The organism is Clostridium cellulovorans 743B (assembly GCF_000145275.1).
Taxonomy (GTDB): Bacteria; Bacillota; Clostridia; order Clostridiales; family Clostridiaceae; genus Clostridium_K; species Clostridium_K cellulovorans.
Genome location: NC_014393.1, coordinates 2,593,326 through 2,609,158, shown reverse-complemented (window position 1 = coordinate 2,609,158; position 15,833 = coordinate 2,593,326). Strand labels below are relative to the sequence as shown.

The 15,833-nt window shown below is 29.5% G+C and carries 15 protein-coding genes and 2 pseudogenes; 14 read left to right on the top strand and 3 right to left on the bottom strand.

Going from position 1 to position 15,833, the window contains the following annotated elements; all coding sequences use genetic code 11:
- Window positions 1-436 precede the first annotated feature (436 nt).
- Window positions 437-2,854 carry a cohesin domain-containing protein gene (locus tag CLOCEL_RS10995; RefSeq protein WP_013291728.1) on the bottom strand — a complete coding sequence of 806 codons (2,418 nt, stop codon included), beginning with the start codon at window positions 2,852-2,854 and terminating at the stop codon, window positions 437-439.
- Between the two features lie 455 nt (window positions 2,855-3,309).
- On the opposite strand from CLOCEL_RS10995, the gene CLOCEL_RS10990 reads away from it, so the two are divergent.
- Entirely contained in the window at window positions 3,310-4,743 is a 1,434-nt protein-coding gene (locus CLOCEL_RS10990; protein ID WP_010076844.1) for a transglutaminase domain-containing protein, read from the top strand.
- A 77-nt stretch (window positions 4,744-4,820) separates the two neighbouring features.
- Window positions 4,821-5,780 (top strand): cohesin domain-containing protein, encoded by a 960-nt coding sequence (locus CLOCEL_RS10985; RefSeq protein WP_010076845.1) that lies wholly within the window; start codon window positions 4,821-4,823, stop codon window positions 5,778-5,780.
- Window positions 5,781-5,842: 62 nt separating this feature from the next.
- Here the strand turns inward: CLOCEL_RS10985 and CLOCEL_RS10980 are convergent, their stop codons facing one another.
- On the bottom strand, window positions 5,843-6,268 hold the full coding sequence (locus tag CLOCEL_RS10980; protein ID WP_010076846.1) for a hypothetical protein: 426 nt from the start codon (window positions 6,266-6,268) through the stop codon (window positions 5,843-5,845).
- A gap of 402 nt (window positions 6,269-6,670) precedes the next feature.
- Between CLOCEL_RS10980 and CLOCEL_RS10975 the strand changes: the two genes are divergently transcribed.
- A complete protein-coding gene (locus CLOCEL_RS10975; protein WP_010076847.1) occupies window positions 6,671-7,078 on the top strand; it encodes an aegerolysin family protein in 408 nt (135 codons plus the stop codon).
- A 324-nt stretch (window positions 7,079-7,402) separates the two neighbouring features.
- Here the strand turns inward: CLOCEL_RS10975 and CLOCEL_RS22290 are convergent.
- Window positions 7,403-7,855, bottom strand: a pseudogene (locus CLOCEL_RS22290) (transposase family protein); the annotation flags it as partial.
- Between the two features lie 560 nt (window positions 7,856-8,415).
- On the opposite strand from CLOCEL_RS22290, the gene CLOCEL_RS10970 reads away from it, so the two are divergent.
- The 11 genes and pseudogenes from CLOCEL_RS10970 (at window position 8,416) to CLOCEL_RS10935 (ending at window position 15,818) form a co-directional block, all read left to right on the top strand.
- Entirely contained in the window at window positions 8,416-9,108 is a 693-nt protein-coding gene (locus CLOCEL_RS10970; RefSeq protein WP_010076850.1) for an iron-sulfur cluster assembly scaffold protein, read from the top strand.
- Window positions 9,109-9,128: 20 nt separating this feature from the next.
- Complete coding sequence (locus CLOCEL_RS10965) at window positions 9,129-10,127, top strand: GGGtGRT protein (RefSeq protein WP_010076851.1); 999 nt, start codon at window positions 9,129-9,131, stop codon at window positions 10,125-10,127.
- A 737-nt stretch (window positions 10,128-10,864) separates the two neighbouring features.
- Window positions 10,865-11,023, top strand: a complete 159-nt coding sequence (locus CLOCEL_RS22765) for a hypothetical protein (protein ID WP_157629736.1) — start codon at window positions 10,865-10,867, stop codon at window positions 11,021-11,023.
- 70 nt (window positions 11,024-11,093) lie between these two features.
- Window positions 11,094-11,837 carry a hypothetical protein gene (locus CLOCEL_RS10960; protein WP_010076852.1) on the top strand — a complete coding sequence of 248 codons (744 nt, stop codon included), beginning with the start codon at window positions 11,094-11,096 and terminating at the stop codon, window positions 11,835-11,837.
- A gap of 401 nt (window positions 11,838-12,238) precedes the next feature.
- Window positions 12,239-12,367 (top strand): annotated as a pseudogene (locus CLOCEL_RS23465) (type I restriction-modification system subunit M N-terminal domain-containing protein); the annotation flags it as partial.
- Between the two features lie 20 nt (window positions 12,368-12,387).
- A complete protein-coding gene (locus CLOCEL_RS23900) occupies window positions 12,388-12,480 on the top strand; it encodes a hypothetical protein (protein WP_010076853.1) in 93 nt (30 codons plus the stop codon).
- A 47-nt stretch (window positions 12,481-12,527) separates the two neighbouring features.
- Complete coding sequence (locus CLOCEL_RS10955) at window positions 12,528-12,866, top strand: low molecular weight protein tyrosine phosphatase family protein (protein WP_010076854.1); 339 nt, start codon at window positions 12,528-12,530, stop codon at window positions 12,864-12,866.
- A 67-nt stretch (window positions 12,867-12,933) separates the two neighbouring features.
- Window positions 12,934-13,272, top strand: a complete 339-nt coding sequence (locus CLOCEL_RS10950; RefSeq protein ID WP_010076855.1) for a DUF2500 domain-containing protein — start codon at window positions 12,934-12,936, stop codon at window positions 13,270-13,272.
- A 7-nt stretch (window positions 13,273-13,279) separates the two neighbouring features.
- Window positions 13,280-14,137, top strand: coding sequence for an aminoglycoside 6-adenylyltransferase (locus CLOCEL_RS10945; protein ID WP_010076856.1), 858 nt, complete (start codon window positions 13,280-13,282; stop codon window positions 14,135-14,137).
- Between the two features lie 109 nt (window positions 14,138-14,246).
- Window positions 14,247-14,741 (top strand): GNAT family N-acetyltransferase, encoded by a 495-nt coding sequence (locus CLOCEL_RS10940; RefSeq protein WP_010076857.1) that lies wholly within the window; start codon window positions 14,247-14,249, stop codon window positions 14,739-14,741.
- A gap of 141 nt (window positions 14,742-14,882) precedes the next feature.
- The gene (locus CLOCEL_RS10935) at window positions 14,883-15,818 is read left to right on the top strand and encodes a DUF6263 family protein (RefSeq protein WP_010076858.1); all 936 of its coding nucleotides are present in this window, start codon (window positions 14,883-14,885) and stop codon (window positions 15,816-15,818) included.
- The last annotated feature ends 15 nt before the right edge of the window (window positions 15,819-15,833 follow it).

The window sequence follows — 15,833 nt, the reverse complement described above, 5'->3', positions numbered from 1 at the left end:
CCTTTGAAAAATTACTTAATAAGTCATTTTGATATTGTCAATTGGAAAGTGTTTCTTTTCAGTGTTAAATGATTTTGCATTCCTTAAGTTGTAGTAGATTTTTGGTAATATGCCAAAACTACTACAACTACTAATAATTCTTTTAATTTCCCTCTGACTTATTAACACCACCTTCAGCTAACATATTCCTATTTACTATGATTACATGTAATGATACTTTCTGTTAAATCCTTATTTAACGCATTTATCAATGAATGATTATACGTATCATCAAAAATACGCTTATCCTATCCATTTATAACGTCTTTACTGTTTTGTTTAATTTTATAACATAACTCAACTAACTCTATAAAGAACCTTTTTTCTATTTAGAAAAACCATTCACTTGAAAGTGAATGGTTTTAGTGTCCTATATAAAAAATTTTTTTACATATTATTATTTTATTTCAACAGCATCGATTGAAATATAGTATCCAGAAGAATCAATGTTTTTGTTACCAGAAACAACGATCTTTGCTGTATGATTTCCAGGTGTTAAACCATCTTTTGCCAAAATAACTTTACCTTGCGATAAAGCACTATACTCATCAACATCATAAGCTACATCATCAATATAGACTTTTGCTATACCACGATTTGAAGCCATAAGTGCATAAATATTTAACCCAGAACCTTGAAAATTGAAGGTCAAAACGCTATTAGTTATATTTGAATAATGTTGGCTACCATCAAAAGATTTAGTCCAAGCACCACTATAAATAAGCCTAGAATCTGTATTTTCATATTTTCCTGCTACAAGACTTGTTGGTGCGCTTAGGATTTCAATAGCATCAATTGAAATATAATATCCAGAGGAGTCAGCATTTTTAGTACCAGAAACAACAATCTTTGCTGTATGCTTCCCAGCTGATAACCCATCTTTTGTGAAAACAACTTTATTTTGCGATGAAGCATTATATTCATCAACATCATAAGCTACATCATCAATATAAACTTTTGCCATACCACGATTTGAAGCCATAAGTGCATAAATATTTAAACCAGAACCTTCAAAGGTGAAGTTCAAAACACTATTAGTTACATTTGAATAATGTTGGCTACCATCAAAAGATTTAGTCCAAGAGCCACTATAAACCAGCCTAGAATCTGTATTTTCATATTTTCCTGCTACAAGATTTGTTGGTGCGCTTAGGATTTCAATAGCATCAATTGAAATATAATACCCAGAAGAATCAACATTTTTAGTACCGGAAACAACAATCTTTGCTGTATGTTTCCCAACTGATAACCCAGCTTTTGTAAAAACAACTTTACTTTGTGGTGAAGCATTATACTCATCAACATCATAAGCTACATCATCAATATAAACTTTTGCTATACCACGATTTGAAGCCTTGAGTGCATAAATATTTAACCCGACACCTTCAAAGGTGAAGGCCAAGACGCTATTAGTTACATTTGAATAACTTTGGGTACCGTCAGAAGTTTTAGACCAAGAACCAGTATAAGTCAGTTTTGGGTCTGTATTTTCATACTTTCCTGCTATAAGATTTACTGGTGCACTTAAAATTTCAATAGCATCAATTGAAATATAATATCCGGAGGATGCAGGATTTTTAGTACCAGAAACAACAATCTTTGCTGTATGTTTCCCCGTTGCTAATCCATCTTTTGTGAAAACAATTTTACTTTGTGTTGACGCATTATACTCATCAACATCATAAGCTACATCATCAATATAGACTTTTGCTACACCACGATTTGAAGCCATAAGCGCATAAATATTTAAACCAGAACCTTCAAAAGTGAAAGTCAAGACGCTATTAGTTACATTTGAATAATGTTGACTACCATCAGAAACCTTAGTCCAAGAACCAGTATAGTTCAGCTTAGAATCTGTATTTTCATATTTTCCTGCTACAAGATTTGTTGGTGCTCCTAAAATTTCAATAGCATGGATTGAAATATAGTATCCAGAGGAAGCAGGATTTTTAGTACCAGAAACGACAACCTTTGCTGTATGTATCCCAGCTTTCAACCCATCTTTTGTGAAAACAATTTTACTTTGTGCTGACGCATTATACTCATCAAAATCATAAGCTACATCATCAATATAAACTTTTGCTATACCACGATTTGAAGCCATAAGTGCATATATATTTAAACCAGCTCCTTCAAATGTAAAGGTCAAGACACTATTAGTTATATTTGAATACTGTTGGCTACCATCAGAAACTTTAGTCCAAGATCCGCTATAAGTAAGATTGCTATTGGTATTTTCATATTTACCAGGAGAAAGTGGCGATACAATCTTTGATGTTATAGAAGTATCTGTGAAATTGTACATAAGCATATTTCCATTATTATCAGACAATTTTATACACGAAGTTGACCCTGTGAGATTCAGAGTGGCTTTATCATTGGTTGTTTTAAGATCGATAACTCCTGCTTTAAGAACTTTAGCCTTTATTATAGCAACGGTCCCCGAACCATTTGTAGATTCTACATTTCCAGTCTTAGAAATCCAAATCGAGGCTTGTCCCAAGTTATTGATGATATTTTTTTGAACACTAGTTCCAAGTATAGAACCGGATTCAATGCTTTGTATTTGTAGCATATTTGAATCATAAATAAAATCCCAAGATAATGCGTATAGATTACTTACAGACGAAATGTTAGCCGTAATGATAATTGTATTTCCAACTGTCGCTTCACCAGTAACGACATAGGAGATTTGGGCTGGTGAGTAAGCTGCCAATACAGGAATCCCAAATAAAGACATTTGCATAAAAAAGGATAAGACAAAAATGGTGCTAAACGATTTTTTTATCTTTTTATTAAATAAAATTTTCATATGTTTCCTCCTTCAACTAATTGAATATTATAGCTTTAATTATATATTGAAAAAATAAAGTTGTAAATTCACTATATTAAACGTTATTATTAAAAAAATTAAAAACTTAATTGTATCAATCCCCAATATATAGATATTTATTGTAGAAGATTAAAAAAAAGCTAGAATAAAGTAGATTTTTAGTGCGATATCAAAATAGTCCTAAGAAAGGTCTTCTCAAATATTGATTAATTATTCTTAAACAATTATAATTTAATTATATTTATGATTATAATTTTTCATTATTTGATTTCATTCCTAGAATTTATTTAATTTCTAATTAACTGCAAGTAAATACAATTATACATTATTTCCTATATAATGTATAATTGTATTTACTAAGATTTTTATACCAAATTATGAGAAAGAATTATTAATTAGTGAAAATTTATAATAATCGAAAAGGGGATGCGATTATGAATAAACTTAATAAATTATTAGCGATAACATTAGTATTAAATTCGATGTTATTTAATGTTGATATTAGAGGTACAGAGTTACCTAATACTCAAGTGAAAACTGCAAGCTTGCAATTAAATGATTTCGATAATTCCACAACAAAAACCTTAGATTATAGTGCTAATACATATGCAACTTCTACAGCAGATGGACTAGCTATTACAGAAGCTATATATAATGGATTAGTTAATTTTCAACAGACTATTGATTTATCAGCTTTTGCTAGTGTAATTGACACACCACAAATTCCATTAGATTTATATTGTCTTGTTTATAAACAAGCTCCAGATTTATTCTATATCAGCAATAATGTTCGTTGCTCTTATACTACAGATCAGAATGGTAAAATAGTTTCTTATAAGCTTTACATAAGCTATCTATACGATATTCCTACATGTAAAATAATGAAACAAAAATTAGATGCTAAAGTTAATTATATAAAAGAAAACTACCTAGACTTAGTAGACAGTGAGGTGCAAAAAGAATATGTAATCCACGATTATCTTATTGAAAATTGCACATATGATTCTCAATCTGTATCATCGGGAAATGTACCTCTGATATCTCATACTTCCTATGCAGCATTAATCAATGGTAAGGCTGTATGTGACGGATATTCTAAAGCAGCATCTTTACTTTTTGAAAAGTGTGGAATAGAGTCAGGAATAATCGAAAGTGCTCCTATGAATCACGCATGGAATATTGTTAAAATTGAAGGAGTGTACTATCATTTAGATGTAACTTGGGATGATCCTGTTCCTGAAAGTAACAAAAATAGATATGCTTATTTTAATTGTTCAGATAACGAAATGAATAAAGATCATAGTTGGGTTCCAGTAGATTCAATAGCAGCTCCAAGCAACAAGTTTTCATTTTTGAGAAGTTATAGTTATATTGCTAGAACAGAAGATACTTTAAATTACAAAGTAGGAAACTCTTTAACTTATACAAATTTATATGGTGCTAATTCAACTAATGAATTGCTATCTTTTGTTACAAATGATTTTGTTGGAGATAGAAAAAATATCTATTATATAAATGGTTCCGATGTTGACGGAAGAACTGCTAATTGTGTTATGAAATACAACGTAGTAAAGAATACAAATGATATATTATTTAAAACTTCAGGAACTATAACTGATATATATAAAAATGATAGTGGAATAGTAGTTAAGTACACTGAAAACAACATCCTTTTAACTACTGTATTATCAACAAAGCTTGATGAGGATATTAATAGGGATGGAATTATTGATATCAAGGATTTAGCTACTATCGCTAGTAAATATAATGTTTCTCTGAAAGATACTAGCTATAAATCATTGATTGATTTTAATAGAGATGGGCTTATAGATATATTTGATATTGTTAAAATTACGCATAAACTATAGTTAAATTAAAAGAGATACTTTCTTGATGCTACAATATAAATTCGCTATAGCTGTCCAAATATTTTTAGGGGGAAAATGTGAAAAGAATATTTAATTTTGCATTTATATTATTTGTTTTTCTTTTGGTGCTTAGATCAACTTCTGTACAAGCCTCTGATGCAAGTATCGAAATAAAAACTCTAGGAGAAGTAAAGAAAGGTAATTTTATTGATATACAAATTGATTTAAACAACATAACAAATATGTATGCTGCTAGTGTTGACTTTAACTATGATAGTAAAATCATTTTAGTAAAAAACATTTCTGTAAATAGATCTATTACAGGAGAAAATATATATGAGTATAACTATCCTAATAATGAAAATAATAAAGCTAAGTACGGTTTTACATTTTTAGGGGATACAAAAGGTTATACAGGTACCAACAACTTTCTTTCAATTAAAGCTGAAGTTCTAAGTGATGGTAAATTAAATATAAACTCAGATAATTTTAAAATAGAATTAGTTGAAAAAGTAAATACTTCATTGGTTGATATAGATTATCAATTAATAGTCACAGAACAAATGAAAAAGGTAAAAGAACCTAATAATGATGAATCTAGAAAAACTGAAAGTTCTGCATCAAACAATATTGGCAGTAATAAAAATATTGAACAGAACAATATAACTGAAAATAGTAGTTTTATCGATAAAACAGAAATAAATACTACAAAAACGCCTCTCCAACAAGAAACGACCAAAATAGAAAAGAACAATAACAGTTCTGGCTTGCTAAATAAAGTTCAAAATGTCGATAGTAGTAATGATGCTGTACCAAAGGATAATACTATTAATGATATCTTAGATTTCAATGATAAGGAAGGAATAAATGTAGCTACAGAAACTTTGCCAAAAGATGAAGCTAATAATCCAATTGATATAGATGAAAAGTCATCTAATAGTTTCTTCTTACCAGTTATAATAATTGCTATCCTGTTGATATTAGGATCTATAATGTTCTATAAGAAAGTTTCTCGAAGAAACATAAAAAGAATATAAAAATGATTATGGTGGTACTGTATTTTTTAGTACAGTACCAGGATAATATTAGATTCCAGTTTTTAAGAATACCACGAAATTTTTTTTATATATCCTGCAGAACTCTGATAGTTAAATATATGTTCCTTATTAATTCTAGAGTATATTCTTAAAATATAAACTTCATCATTACAATCTGTAAAGAGTAGTTTTATACCTTTCTTTTCATAAGGATTTGCTCCTTTTACAATAATCGAATATTTAGTGACTGGATCATTATTGCACTCAAGAGTAATTGTTTCAATGCCTGGAATGGTATCTGGAACATACTCTTTTTTGTTTACAATAAGTGGAGCTCCGGGAACTAACAATCCTTTTTCAAAACACCCATCATATTTACTTGATTTTCCTACATGTATAAAACTTTTATTGTTGCTTGAAACCACATAACCAAGTGTCTCCTCTGTTTCTTCATTACAATTATTAAGATTAAAACTACAGTTATTCATTTTCAACTCCACATAAACAATAATTACTATATATGATATGAAAAAGTAGCCTTCAGGTGCAAAAAAATATATAAAAAAATATATAAATTTATATTTAACATTATAGATTGTTTCATTAGTAACTCAACAGACACTTCTACATTGAGTTACTATTTATTGCAAAGGCAACAGTTTTAAACCCAATAATATTCACATGTATACTATATTTCAATTATTAATTTATTATATACTTTTATGGTTCTAACTTAAATTTTTAATCAGTAGTCTACCATTTATCTGTTTACATATTTTAACTATTAATGTAATATATTACATGTAGTTGTTTGTAGTTTAATTTATATAAAAATAACTAAGTAAGAATAAATTGCATCCAACAAAAATATAAAAAAGGAGATGTTAAATATGGCATACGCTCAATGGGTAACTATTACGATTTTACCAGATAACTGTGATGTAGTTCTTAAAAATTTTCAACTAGATTGGGGTAAGTTTTATGCCCCAAATAATAAAGATGCAGAAATTGATAAAAATACCCTTGAAAATTATCAAGTGAAGAAAGAAATTCCTTATTCTATTTCCTCATGTGGGAGAGAGGACGCTTCTAGTGGTACAGAAGGCTCTTTCAATGTCTGCGATGACCAAGGTCAACAAATATGCAACATTTATTGGGATTGTCCATGGGGAAGTAGTACAAATACCTTTAAAGTGTCATCAATTAATACTGGCTATATGGTAGATTATTCTGGAGATAATTTAGATGGTGGAGCCCTAGGCACAGTTACAGTAGAAATATTTAAGAAATACGCCTAGACTATATTTTATTTTGCATAAAAGAATATAATTATTTAAAGCTATAGATACCTTAATATTATCTTAAACTTATTATAAAATCTATCTATATTTCACCATAACTATGGCAAGAAATTTTTATGCAAAAACATAATTTATCTATAGGTATCTATAGCTTACTTCAACTTATAACATGTATCTTCCTATTCAACCCATCAGAATTATACTCCTGTCTAGATTATTTCATACTAGCTACAGCCTACACAAAATTAGTATTCATGTTATAGTCTTCTCCCCATACAGTTAATATAGTACTATTATATCCTCTCACTGCATTATCTACCTATTTAAAGCAACTAAAGCGTGTAATTTAAAGCCATAATATGTCTCTTTTTTCGAAGCGCATCGCTCATAGTCAAATGACTTATGAAAGTGAGTTCTACCAAATTTACACACAGGAATAGGCATACTATATGCAATTCTTATTAGATCATATTGATAGTTAAGAAATTCCATAAATTCCTTACGGATTGCATCTGTGATTCTAAATAAGGATTTTCTTACTCTATAAAATCTTGTTCTACTACAAGAATTAGGGAATAAATTTCGTAAGTTTTTAGAACAAAACCAAGCTTTTTCAGAGCCAATGGTTACGAGTTCATCTATTAAAGGTAAAGTAATGATTTCGCTATTAGACATTACTGATTTATTAATATTGCGACGTAGAGTTACCTTTTTGTAAAAATCATCAATTATAACATAAGTGACAACAATAAAATCTTTATTAAACTCCGGTATATGAGTTAGCCTCCTATCATTAGATTAGTCGTGTTTTTTAATGATAGCTTAGCGAATATGCTGGAGTTTTTCTATTTGTAAGTATTACCAGCGTATTTAACTAGCACAACGGGGTTAAAAACTAAACTTATATATATTCTGGTTAGAAATATTCATTAATTTTATCAACATTACATGAATTTGACATAATTTTTATAACCTTTGATTTATAATCATTATAGATTCTATCAAGAACATCTAAAGAATTGGGAACTATATAGGTAGCATATCCATTATTATTCGACTGTACTTTACCGAATTTTCATTTCATAATTATAACATGTATTCCAGAATAATAGCGGTGTTAAGTTTTTTCATGAATCTAAAAGCCATTGATTTTGGTGTAAAATTTAAAAAGATATTGTTTAAAACCTAGTGTCGTAGTATAATTATATGGATGCCAGTGGGACAATTATTGCCCTCTGGGGCAGGATAAGTACGAAGGTTGAAAAACCATGTGCTTTCGCTTCTAACCCTTTAAGGGTTCCTATAATATTAAGTAATGGGAAGGAGATAATAATATGATCTATTCAACAGAAGTACAACACATGTGCACTGTAGCAAAAGGCCCAAATCATGGTCCAGCACCAATTCCAGTTGAAGGTAAATGGGTACAAGCTAAAGAAGTATCAGACATATCAGGATTAACTCACGGTATAGGCTGGTGTGCACCTCAACAAGGGGCATGTAAATTAACATTAAACGTAAAAGACGGTATAATCCAAGAGGCATTAGTTGAAACAATAGGATGTTCAGGTATGACTCACTCTGCAGCAATGGCTTCAGAAATATTACCTGGTAAAACTATTTTAGAAGCATTAAATACTGACTTAGTATGCGATGCTATAAACACAGCTATGAGAGAATTATTCTTACAAATCGTTTACGGAAGAACTCAAACTGCATTCTCAGAAGGTGGACTACCTATCGGAGCAGGACTTGAAGACCTTGGTAAAGGATTAAGAAGCCAAGTTGGTACTATGTATGGTACATTAGACAAGGGACCAAGATATTTAGAAATGGCTGAAGGCTATGTTACAAGACTAGCTTTGGATGCTGATGATCAAATTATCGGTTATGAATTCATAAGCTTAGGTAAAATGATGGACGCTATAACAAAAGGTACTGATGCAAATGAAGCTAAAGAAGCTGCTACAAGCTCTTATGGTAGATTTGCTGATGCTGCTAAGTACATCAACCCAAGACACGAATAATATAAGGGAGGTCGAAAAATATGGCTTTATTTGAAAGTTATGAAAGAAGAATTAATCAAATCACTCCAGTACTAGAAAAATACGGAATAGCAAGCCTTGAAGAAGCTAGACAAATAAGTCTTGATAAAGGCATAGATGTTTACAATATAGTTAAATCAACTCAGCCAATCGCATTCGAAAATGCTATGTGGGCTTACATTGTTGGTGCTGCTATAGCAATTAAAAAAGAATGTAAAGTTGCTGCTGATGCTGCTGCTGCAATAGGCGAAGGCTTACAAGCATTCTGTATCCCTGGTTCAGTTGCTGACGACAGAAAAGTTGGTATAGGACACGGAAATTTAGGCGCTATGCTTTTAAGAGAAGAAACTAAATGTTTCGCATTCTTAGCTGGTCACGAATCTTTCGCAGCTGCTGAAGGTGCTATCAAAATAGCTGAAAAAGCTAACAAAGTAAGAAAAGAACCATTAAAGGTTATATTAAACGGTCTTGGAAAAGATGCTGCAATGATCATTTCAAGAATCAATGGTTTTACATATGTTCAAACTAAATTTGACTATTACACAGGAAAACTTGAAATAGTTAAAGAAACTCCATACTCAACTGGATTAAGAGCACAAGTTAAGTGTTACGGTTCAGATGATGTTAGAGAAGGTGTTGCTATAATGCATCACGAAGGTGTTGACGTATCAATCACTGGTAACTCAACAAACCCAACTAGATTCCAACATCCAGTTGCAGGAACATACAAAAAAGAATGTGTTGAACAAGGAAAGAAATACTTCTCAGTTGCATCAGGTGGTGGTACTGGAAGAACTCTTCACCCAGACAACATGGCAGCAGGTCCAGCTTCTTACGGTATGACTGATACTATGGGAAGAATGCACTCTGATGCTCAATTCGCAGGATCTTCGTCAGTTCCAGCTCACGTTGAAATGATGGGATTAATCGGTATGGGTAACAACCCAATGGTTGGTGCTACAGTTGCCGTTGCTGTTGCTATAGAAGAAGCAGCTAAATAATAGGCTGTTTTACTTGTCCAATAACAATAAAGTTTAGTCAAAACATAAAAAGTTTGGTTAAAAATAAAAAAGTTTAGTCAAGGTTGTGTGGCCGATGAATGTTTTCACATTCATCGCTGCACAGCCTTTTTATTTTTCGGCCTCTTCATCTGAGAGTCAGGCTGTAAAAAATAGAAAAATAAATAGATTTTTATATAGAAAATTAAATAGATTATCTCGCTTTAATCCTTATAAGATCAGGCTTTATGGAAAGAAAGTAGAAAGATAAAATAGAAAAATGAATAGATCAATTCATGCCTCTACAATATAAAACAAGCCACATCTTGAATCAAGAAAAATGACATAATTCTTATGACGGCCGTCAAATGACCAAACTTTATTATGATTTTTTTAAATGGAATTTTGAATAGAAAAAGAATAGAAATAATATTTTGACCAAACTTTATTATAATTCAAGAAAATTCAGAACAAAGGAGGCTAGTGATTTCAAGGCTTTACAGATTGGAGCATTTTGGGAATGACTAAACTTTATTGTTATTATATATTACTAGCTTTAAAGACAATTTAATTAAATAAAAGTTCTTTATAAGGACAGTTTCCGTTGAATAATGATAGATTTAATTCTATTGATTATGATGGGGGCTGTCTTTTTTATGTTTCAGAAGGGTTATCATATCAAGAAGATAAAATCAAATGTAGATTTATTTTCAAAACTAGTTATGGCTGTCTAATTATAATTGGCAAAATTTAGAGATGGCTTTGAATACGAGAAATTAGTGAAAAGTACTAGAAGTGCTAGAGAATTGACTAGAGATATTTCGTTATTTTGCAGAAAATTAAAGAATTTAGCAAAATTACTAAGTAATATAAGAGTAAATGCTTTAATCTGTATTTAAAAAAATGTAAAAATAGAGGATTTTTCTTATTTTTAGAGAAATAGGTTACAAAGGGGTGTGAAATTGGAATATGATTATAGAAAAGAATAATATTAATTTTAAATTTAATGATTCTGTTAACCATGAAGAAGCAGTTAATATTATAACTAAGTTTTTTAAATATTTAGATATAGTCTTAAATGATAGAAAATATGGTGAATTCTTAAAGTACGTAGATTATACAGTTGAAGCTAAATTAGGAGCAAACTATTCTACAGACGATAAGACAATGACAATACCAATGTTTGACTTTGGTAACTTAGATGAAGTAATTTATAATGAATTAGTTCATGTTAAAGTAATTATTGACAACTATGATATGTTGAAAAAGGCAATGAATGAAAAAATAAACAATGCTCTTGCTTTTTTAAGTGAGTACTATGCAATTTATGAAACAAAACTATACTTTTACAATAAAAATCCTGATATATTAAAACTAAAAGGTGAAATTGACAGTATGTGGCGGGAGAAAAAGTTGTATTTTGAGAAGGGCAATGAATTAATAAGTAAATATGAGAAAATTTTAAAATCTAATAATAAAAAATTAATATCAGAAGTTGAAATATCCTTTGGTAATGAAGTGAAAGAATTCAAGAAAAATATTAATTATTTTAACGCTCAATGGTTAGGAAATGTATCAGTTTATAATCAATACTCAGAAAATAAATTTACAACCTCATATGATGAAGTTGTTGATAAAATTGCTAATTATATTGATAGTATTAATTATCCAATTACAATTGAAGATTTAAAATACATTGAAGGACTTTTATAGAATTGTTTAATCAATGATTAGAAGGTTATTACGTTAGGAACTCTAGTTAATTAGAGTTCTTTTTATTTTTATTTGATGAGGTGATGCGCTTGAGAGAATTAGCTCTTAAAGGATTAAGAATAAAAAAATAATAAAAGTAGCCAATAATGAGAAGTATTTTTTTACAACTTTTACTTATGTTAGGCTCTTGCAAAATGTAACACTTTCAAGAATTATTGAATACATAGATGTTATCCAAAATGATGTTGCGGATAGTTCTGATTTTAATAATTTTACTAAACTCTATCTTAGGCGGATAATAAAATACAAGATTGTGATAAAATATACTATACTAAAAAGTTTTTTCTATTTTGAGATTTAATATTATGTAGAAATTGACACTATAGCACTTAAAATCAAATCTATGGGACTTTGCAGATGTTTTAAGAGAAGAACTTTCTGCAACTCAATACCTGGATTATATATTTGGAATGTTATTCTTAAAAGAAATTGTTTTAAAGTTATGGAATTGCAATAAATTTAGAAATTAGTGATGAGGAGTGTGATTATATTGGCAGAAATTAAATTTGATCTTATTAAGAACCTTGGAATTTTATCAGAAGGTGCTAAAGGTTGGAAAAGAGAAGTTAACATTATTAGTTAGAGTGGTAGAAAAGCAAATGTTGGTAACAAAATTAGTTTATTTGGAGTGTGATTAACATAAAATTATTATTTATATGTAGCAGAAATAAGTGGCGAAGTCTTACAGCAGAAAAAATATTCAATAAATTAAATGGATATTCTGTAAGATCAGCTGGGACAGAAACAAATGCTCGAATTAAAATTACAGAAGGACATATTGGTTGGGCAGATATGATATTCGTTATGGAGAAAAAGCATTCTCAAAAAATCAAAAATAGATTTAATCATATGCTTTATGCTAAAAGAATAATATGTCTTGATATACCTGATGATTATGGATTTATGGATGAAGAATTGATAGAATTACTTAAAGCTAGGGGATCAGAACATATAGAGATAGATTTTTAATCATCAGCTACTTCATTGTAGGATATATATTATGAAATCACTCAAGAAAATTTCGGAGGAGTTATAGATGTTTAGCTTTCAAATAATATTTTTTATTTTCTTTGCTTTTGTAGCATTTATGGGAATAGCCACTTATATTAAAAATGAAAATTCACCTGTTATATCTACTAAAGCTCAACTAATTAAGAAAAAGAGAGACATGCATTCCCATACTGATGGTAATGGCATGATGTCGACAAATGAAGCCTTGATCCTGATATTTCAACTGGACACTGGCAGTGAAATTAAATTTAACGTTGGAAGACGTGTATTTAGAAATATTACAGAACATGAATGGGGAACCTTAACTTTTAAAGGAACACGTTTTTTAAAATTTCAATCAGTAAGTGGAAGTGTTGAAAGGTAGTTATAAAATGAGAAATACTCAAGAAATGATGGATTTAATATTAAATATAGCTAAAGAAGATGCTAGGATTCGAGCTGTATATTTATCAGGTTCACGAGTAGATCCTGATGCAACCCAAGATAAATATTCAGATTTTGATATTGTTTATATAGTAAATGAAATTCAATCTTTTACAAAGGATGATCATTGGCTAGACCAATTTGGTGATAGATTAATTATGCAGAAATCAGTTGATTGGTATAGTCATCAGTATGATTATAATAGTAACGAAGATTTTATATACTTAATGCAATTTCTAGATGGTAATAGAATTGATTTAACGCTTGTTGATATTGAAAATGTTAAAAGAAGAATAAATGATAAAGAACCTAGGATTATATTACTTGATAAAGATGGAATAGATGGTTTACATAACATCGAAGTTAAGGATTATTACTATATTCAAAAACCGTCAAAAGAAGAATTTAGGGATTGTTGTAATGAGTTTTGGTGGTTAAATACAAATATTGCAAAAGGTTTATGTAGAGAAGAATTAATGTATGTTAAATTTTTCATGGAACATTACCAGATGGATATGTTTTTAAAAATGCTTAATTGGAAAATTGGAATTGAATATGATTTTTCAGTTTCTACAGGAAAGTGTTATAAATATTTTAAAAGATACCTTAGTGATAGTGATATGGACAGATTCACAAACTTATTCCCTAATGGAGAGTATAAAGAAATTTGGGACAAGTTGCTCAAGATATGTGAGTTTTTCCACGAACTTGCTATCACTGTATCAACACATTTCAACTTTGAATATTCCAAAGAAGAAGCAGAAAATGTAATAGAATACCTTAAGAGAATGCAAATGATGGCTTAAAACTTATGTAATTGGAATATAATCAGTAGAATCTTTTTATATAGGTTATTCCATAATTAAGTTTATTGACTACTAAACTTATAGATGAATAGAAAGAGGGCTTATTAGTATGGAATTTAGAAAAGGAAATTTAGCAGAAATTCAAGAAATAATGAGGATAATTAGAGATTCTATTAAGAACATGGAACAGAATGGCATATATCAATGGGATGATATTTATCCTAATGAAATTGTAATACAAGAAGATATTCAAGGGGAAAATCTATATGTATGTATATCTGATAATAAAATTACTGGCTTTGCTGTTTTAAATAATTATCAAGATAGAGAATATGAATCAATTTCATGGAATACTACTAGTGATAATAATTTGATTATTCATCGAGTTTGTGTTGATCCAAAATATCAAGGTATGGGAATTGCTACAAAACTTATCCAGTATGCTGAAAAGCGAGGAAAAGAAGAGGCATATGATTCAATACGTTTAGACTCATTTACTAAAAATAGCATAGCATGTAGATTATATGAGAATAATGGTTATGAAAAAAGAGGCATTGTTAAATTTAGAAAGGGTGAATTCTTTTGTTTTGAAAAGAAACTTTAAGTCGCTACCTTTTTCATAGAATCTTGCACCAGTGCATAAAATCTACAATAGATATTTAACTAGTATAAAAACGTCTTATCAAAATGTATAACTAATTTAGTTATTGAAAAAATTACTATGAAATCTAAAAGGAGAATGAAAATGAAAAAAACAGCTTATTTACTTATAATTATGATGCTGATGATATCTTTGTTAAGTGGATGTAAGAGTAATTCACTTATCCAGTTAAATGTAAAAGAAGGTGACTCTTATAAAGTAACCCAGCAGATAGAACAAAATATATCAATAAAATTAGGGCAACAAGGCATTAATATGAGTGGAAACACTACAATAGTATATATTTATAATATTATTGATGTTGCAGAGGATGGAATTACTACTATTAATGTTAAGTACGATTCATTAATAGAAAAGCAAAATGCTGTTGGTGCAACTCTTGATTTTGATTCAACCAAAGATATGGATAATTCCACACCTCAAAACTTAGCTTTAAAATCTATTATTGGAAAAGAATTTTCATTTAAAATCAGCAGAGAAGGAAAAATATTAAATATCGATGGAGTTAATGAAATATTAGAAGCTATAGTTTCCAACATTAAAGATATCGACGAAAATCAAAAGGGAGTTTTGACTCATTTTCTAAACCAAACAGTAGGTAACGACGCTATAAAGGATTCACTAAATCAATCTATGGATATTTATCCTGGAAAAGAAGTTAAAGTTGGGGACTCTTGGACAAAAGAAACAGTATTAAATGCTGCTGTACCTATGAAAATTAACAGCGCTATGACATTAAAAGAAATAAAAGATGATTTAGTTACTATTGATGTAAATTCTGAGCTAAGTGCAAATGATATAATAAAGTCTCTTCAAACGGTAGGCATCAATATGAATTATAATGGAACTGGTAAAGAAACTAAAACATTAAAAGTAAGTAAGTCTAATGGTTTCTTACAAAGTGGAGATATAATACAGACATTATCAGGCACTGGTGATGTGACAATGCAAGGAAAAGGTATTTCTATTCCAATGGATATAGAAAGCAAAACTAATTATACATCACAAAAACTAAATTAGTATATAAAAAGGAGA

Bases quoted from the DNA above. Each gene is read 5' to 3' on its own strand.
- CLOCEL_RS10995 (WP_013291728.1), bottom strand. From the start codon at position 2,854: ATGAAAATTTTATTTAATAAAAAGATAAAAAAATCGTTTAGCACCATT.
- CLOCEL_RS10990 (WP_010076844.1), top strand. From the start codon at position 3,310: ATGAATAAACTTAATAAATTATTAGCGATAACATTAGTATTAAATTCG.
- CLOCEL_RS10980 (WP_010076846.1), bottom strand. From the start codon at position 6,268: ATGAATAACTGTAGTTTTAATCTTAATAATTGTAATGAAGAAACAGAG.
- CLOCEL_RS10975 (WP_010076847.1), top strand. From the start codon at position 6,671: ATGGCATACGCTCAATGGGTAACTATTACGATTTTACCAGATAACTGT.
- CLOCEL_RS10970 (WP_010076850.1), top strand. From the start codon at position 8,416: ATGATCTATTCAACAGAAGTACAACACATGTGCACTGTAGCAAAAGGC.
- CLOCEL_RS10965 (WP_010076851.1), top strand. From the start codon at position 9,129: ATGGCTTTATTTGAAAGTTATGAAAGAAGAATTAATCAAATCACTCCA.
- CLOCEL_RS10960 (WP_010076852.1), top strand. From the start codon at position 11,094: ATGATTATAGAAAAGAATAATATTAATTTTAAATTTAATGATTCTGTT.
- CLOCEL_RS10950 (WP_010076855.1), top strand. From the start codon at position 12,934: ATGTTTAGCTTTCAAATAATATTTTTTATTTTCTTTGCTTTTGTAGCA.
- CLOCEL_RS10945 (WP_010076856.1), top strand. From the start codon at position 13,280: ATGAGAAATACTCAAGAAATGATGGATTTAATATTAAATATAGCTAAA.
- CLOCEL_RS10940 (WP_010076857.1), top strand. From the start codon at position 14,247: ATGGAATTTAGAAAAGGAAATTTAGCAGAAATTCAAGAAATAATGAGG.
- CLOCEL_RS10935 (WP_010076858.1), top strand. From the start codon at position 14,883: ATGAAAAAAACAGCTTATTTACTTATAATTATGATGCTGATGATATCT.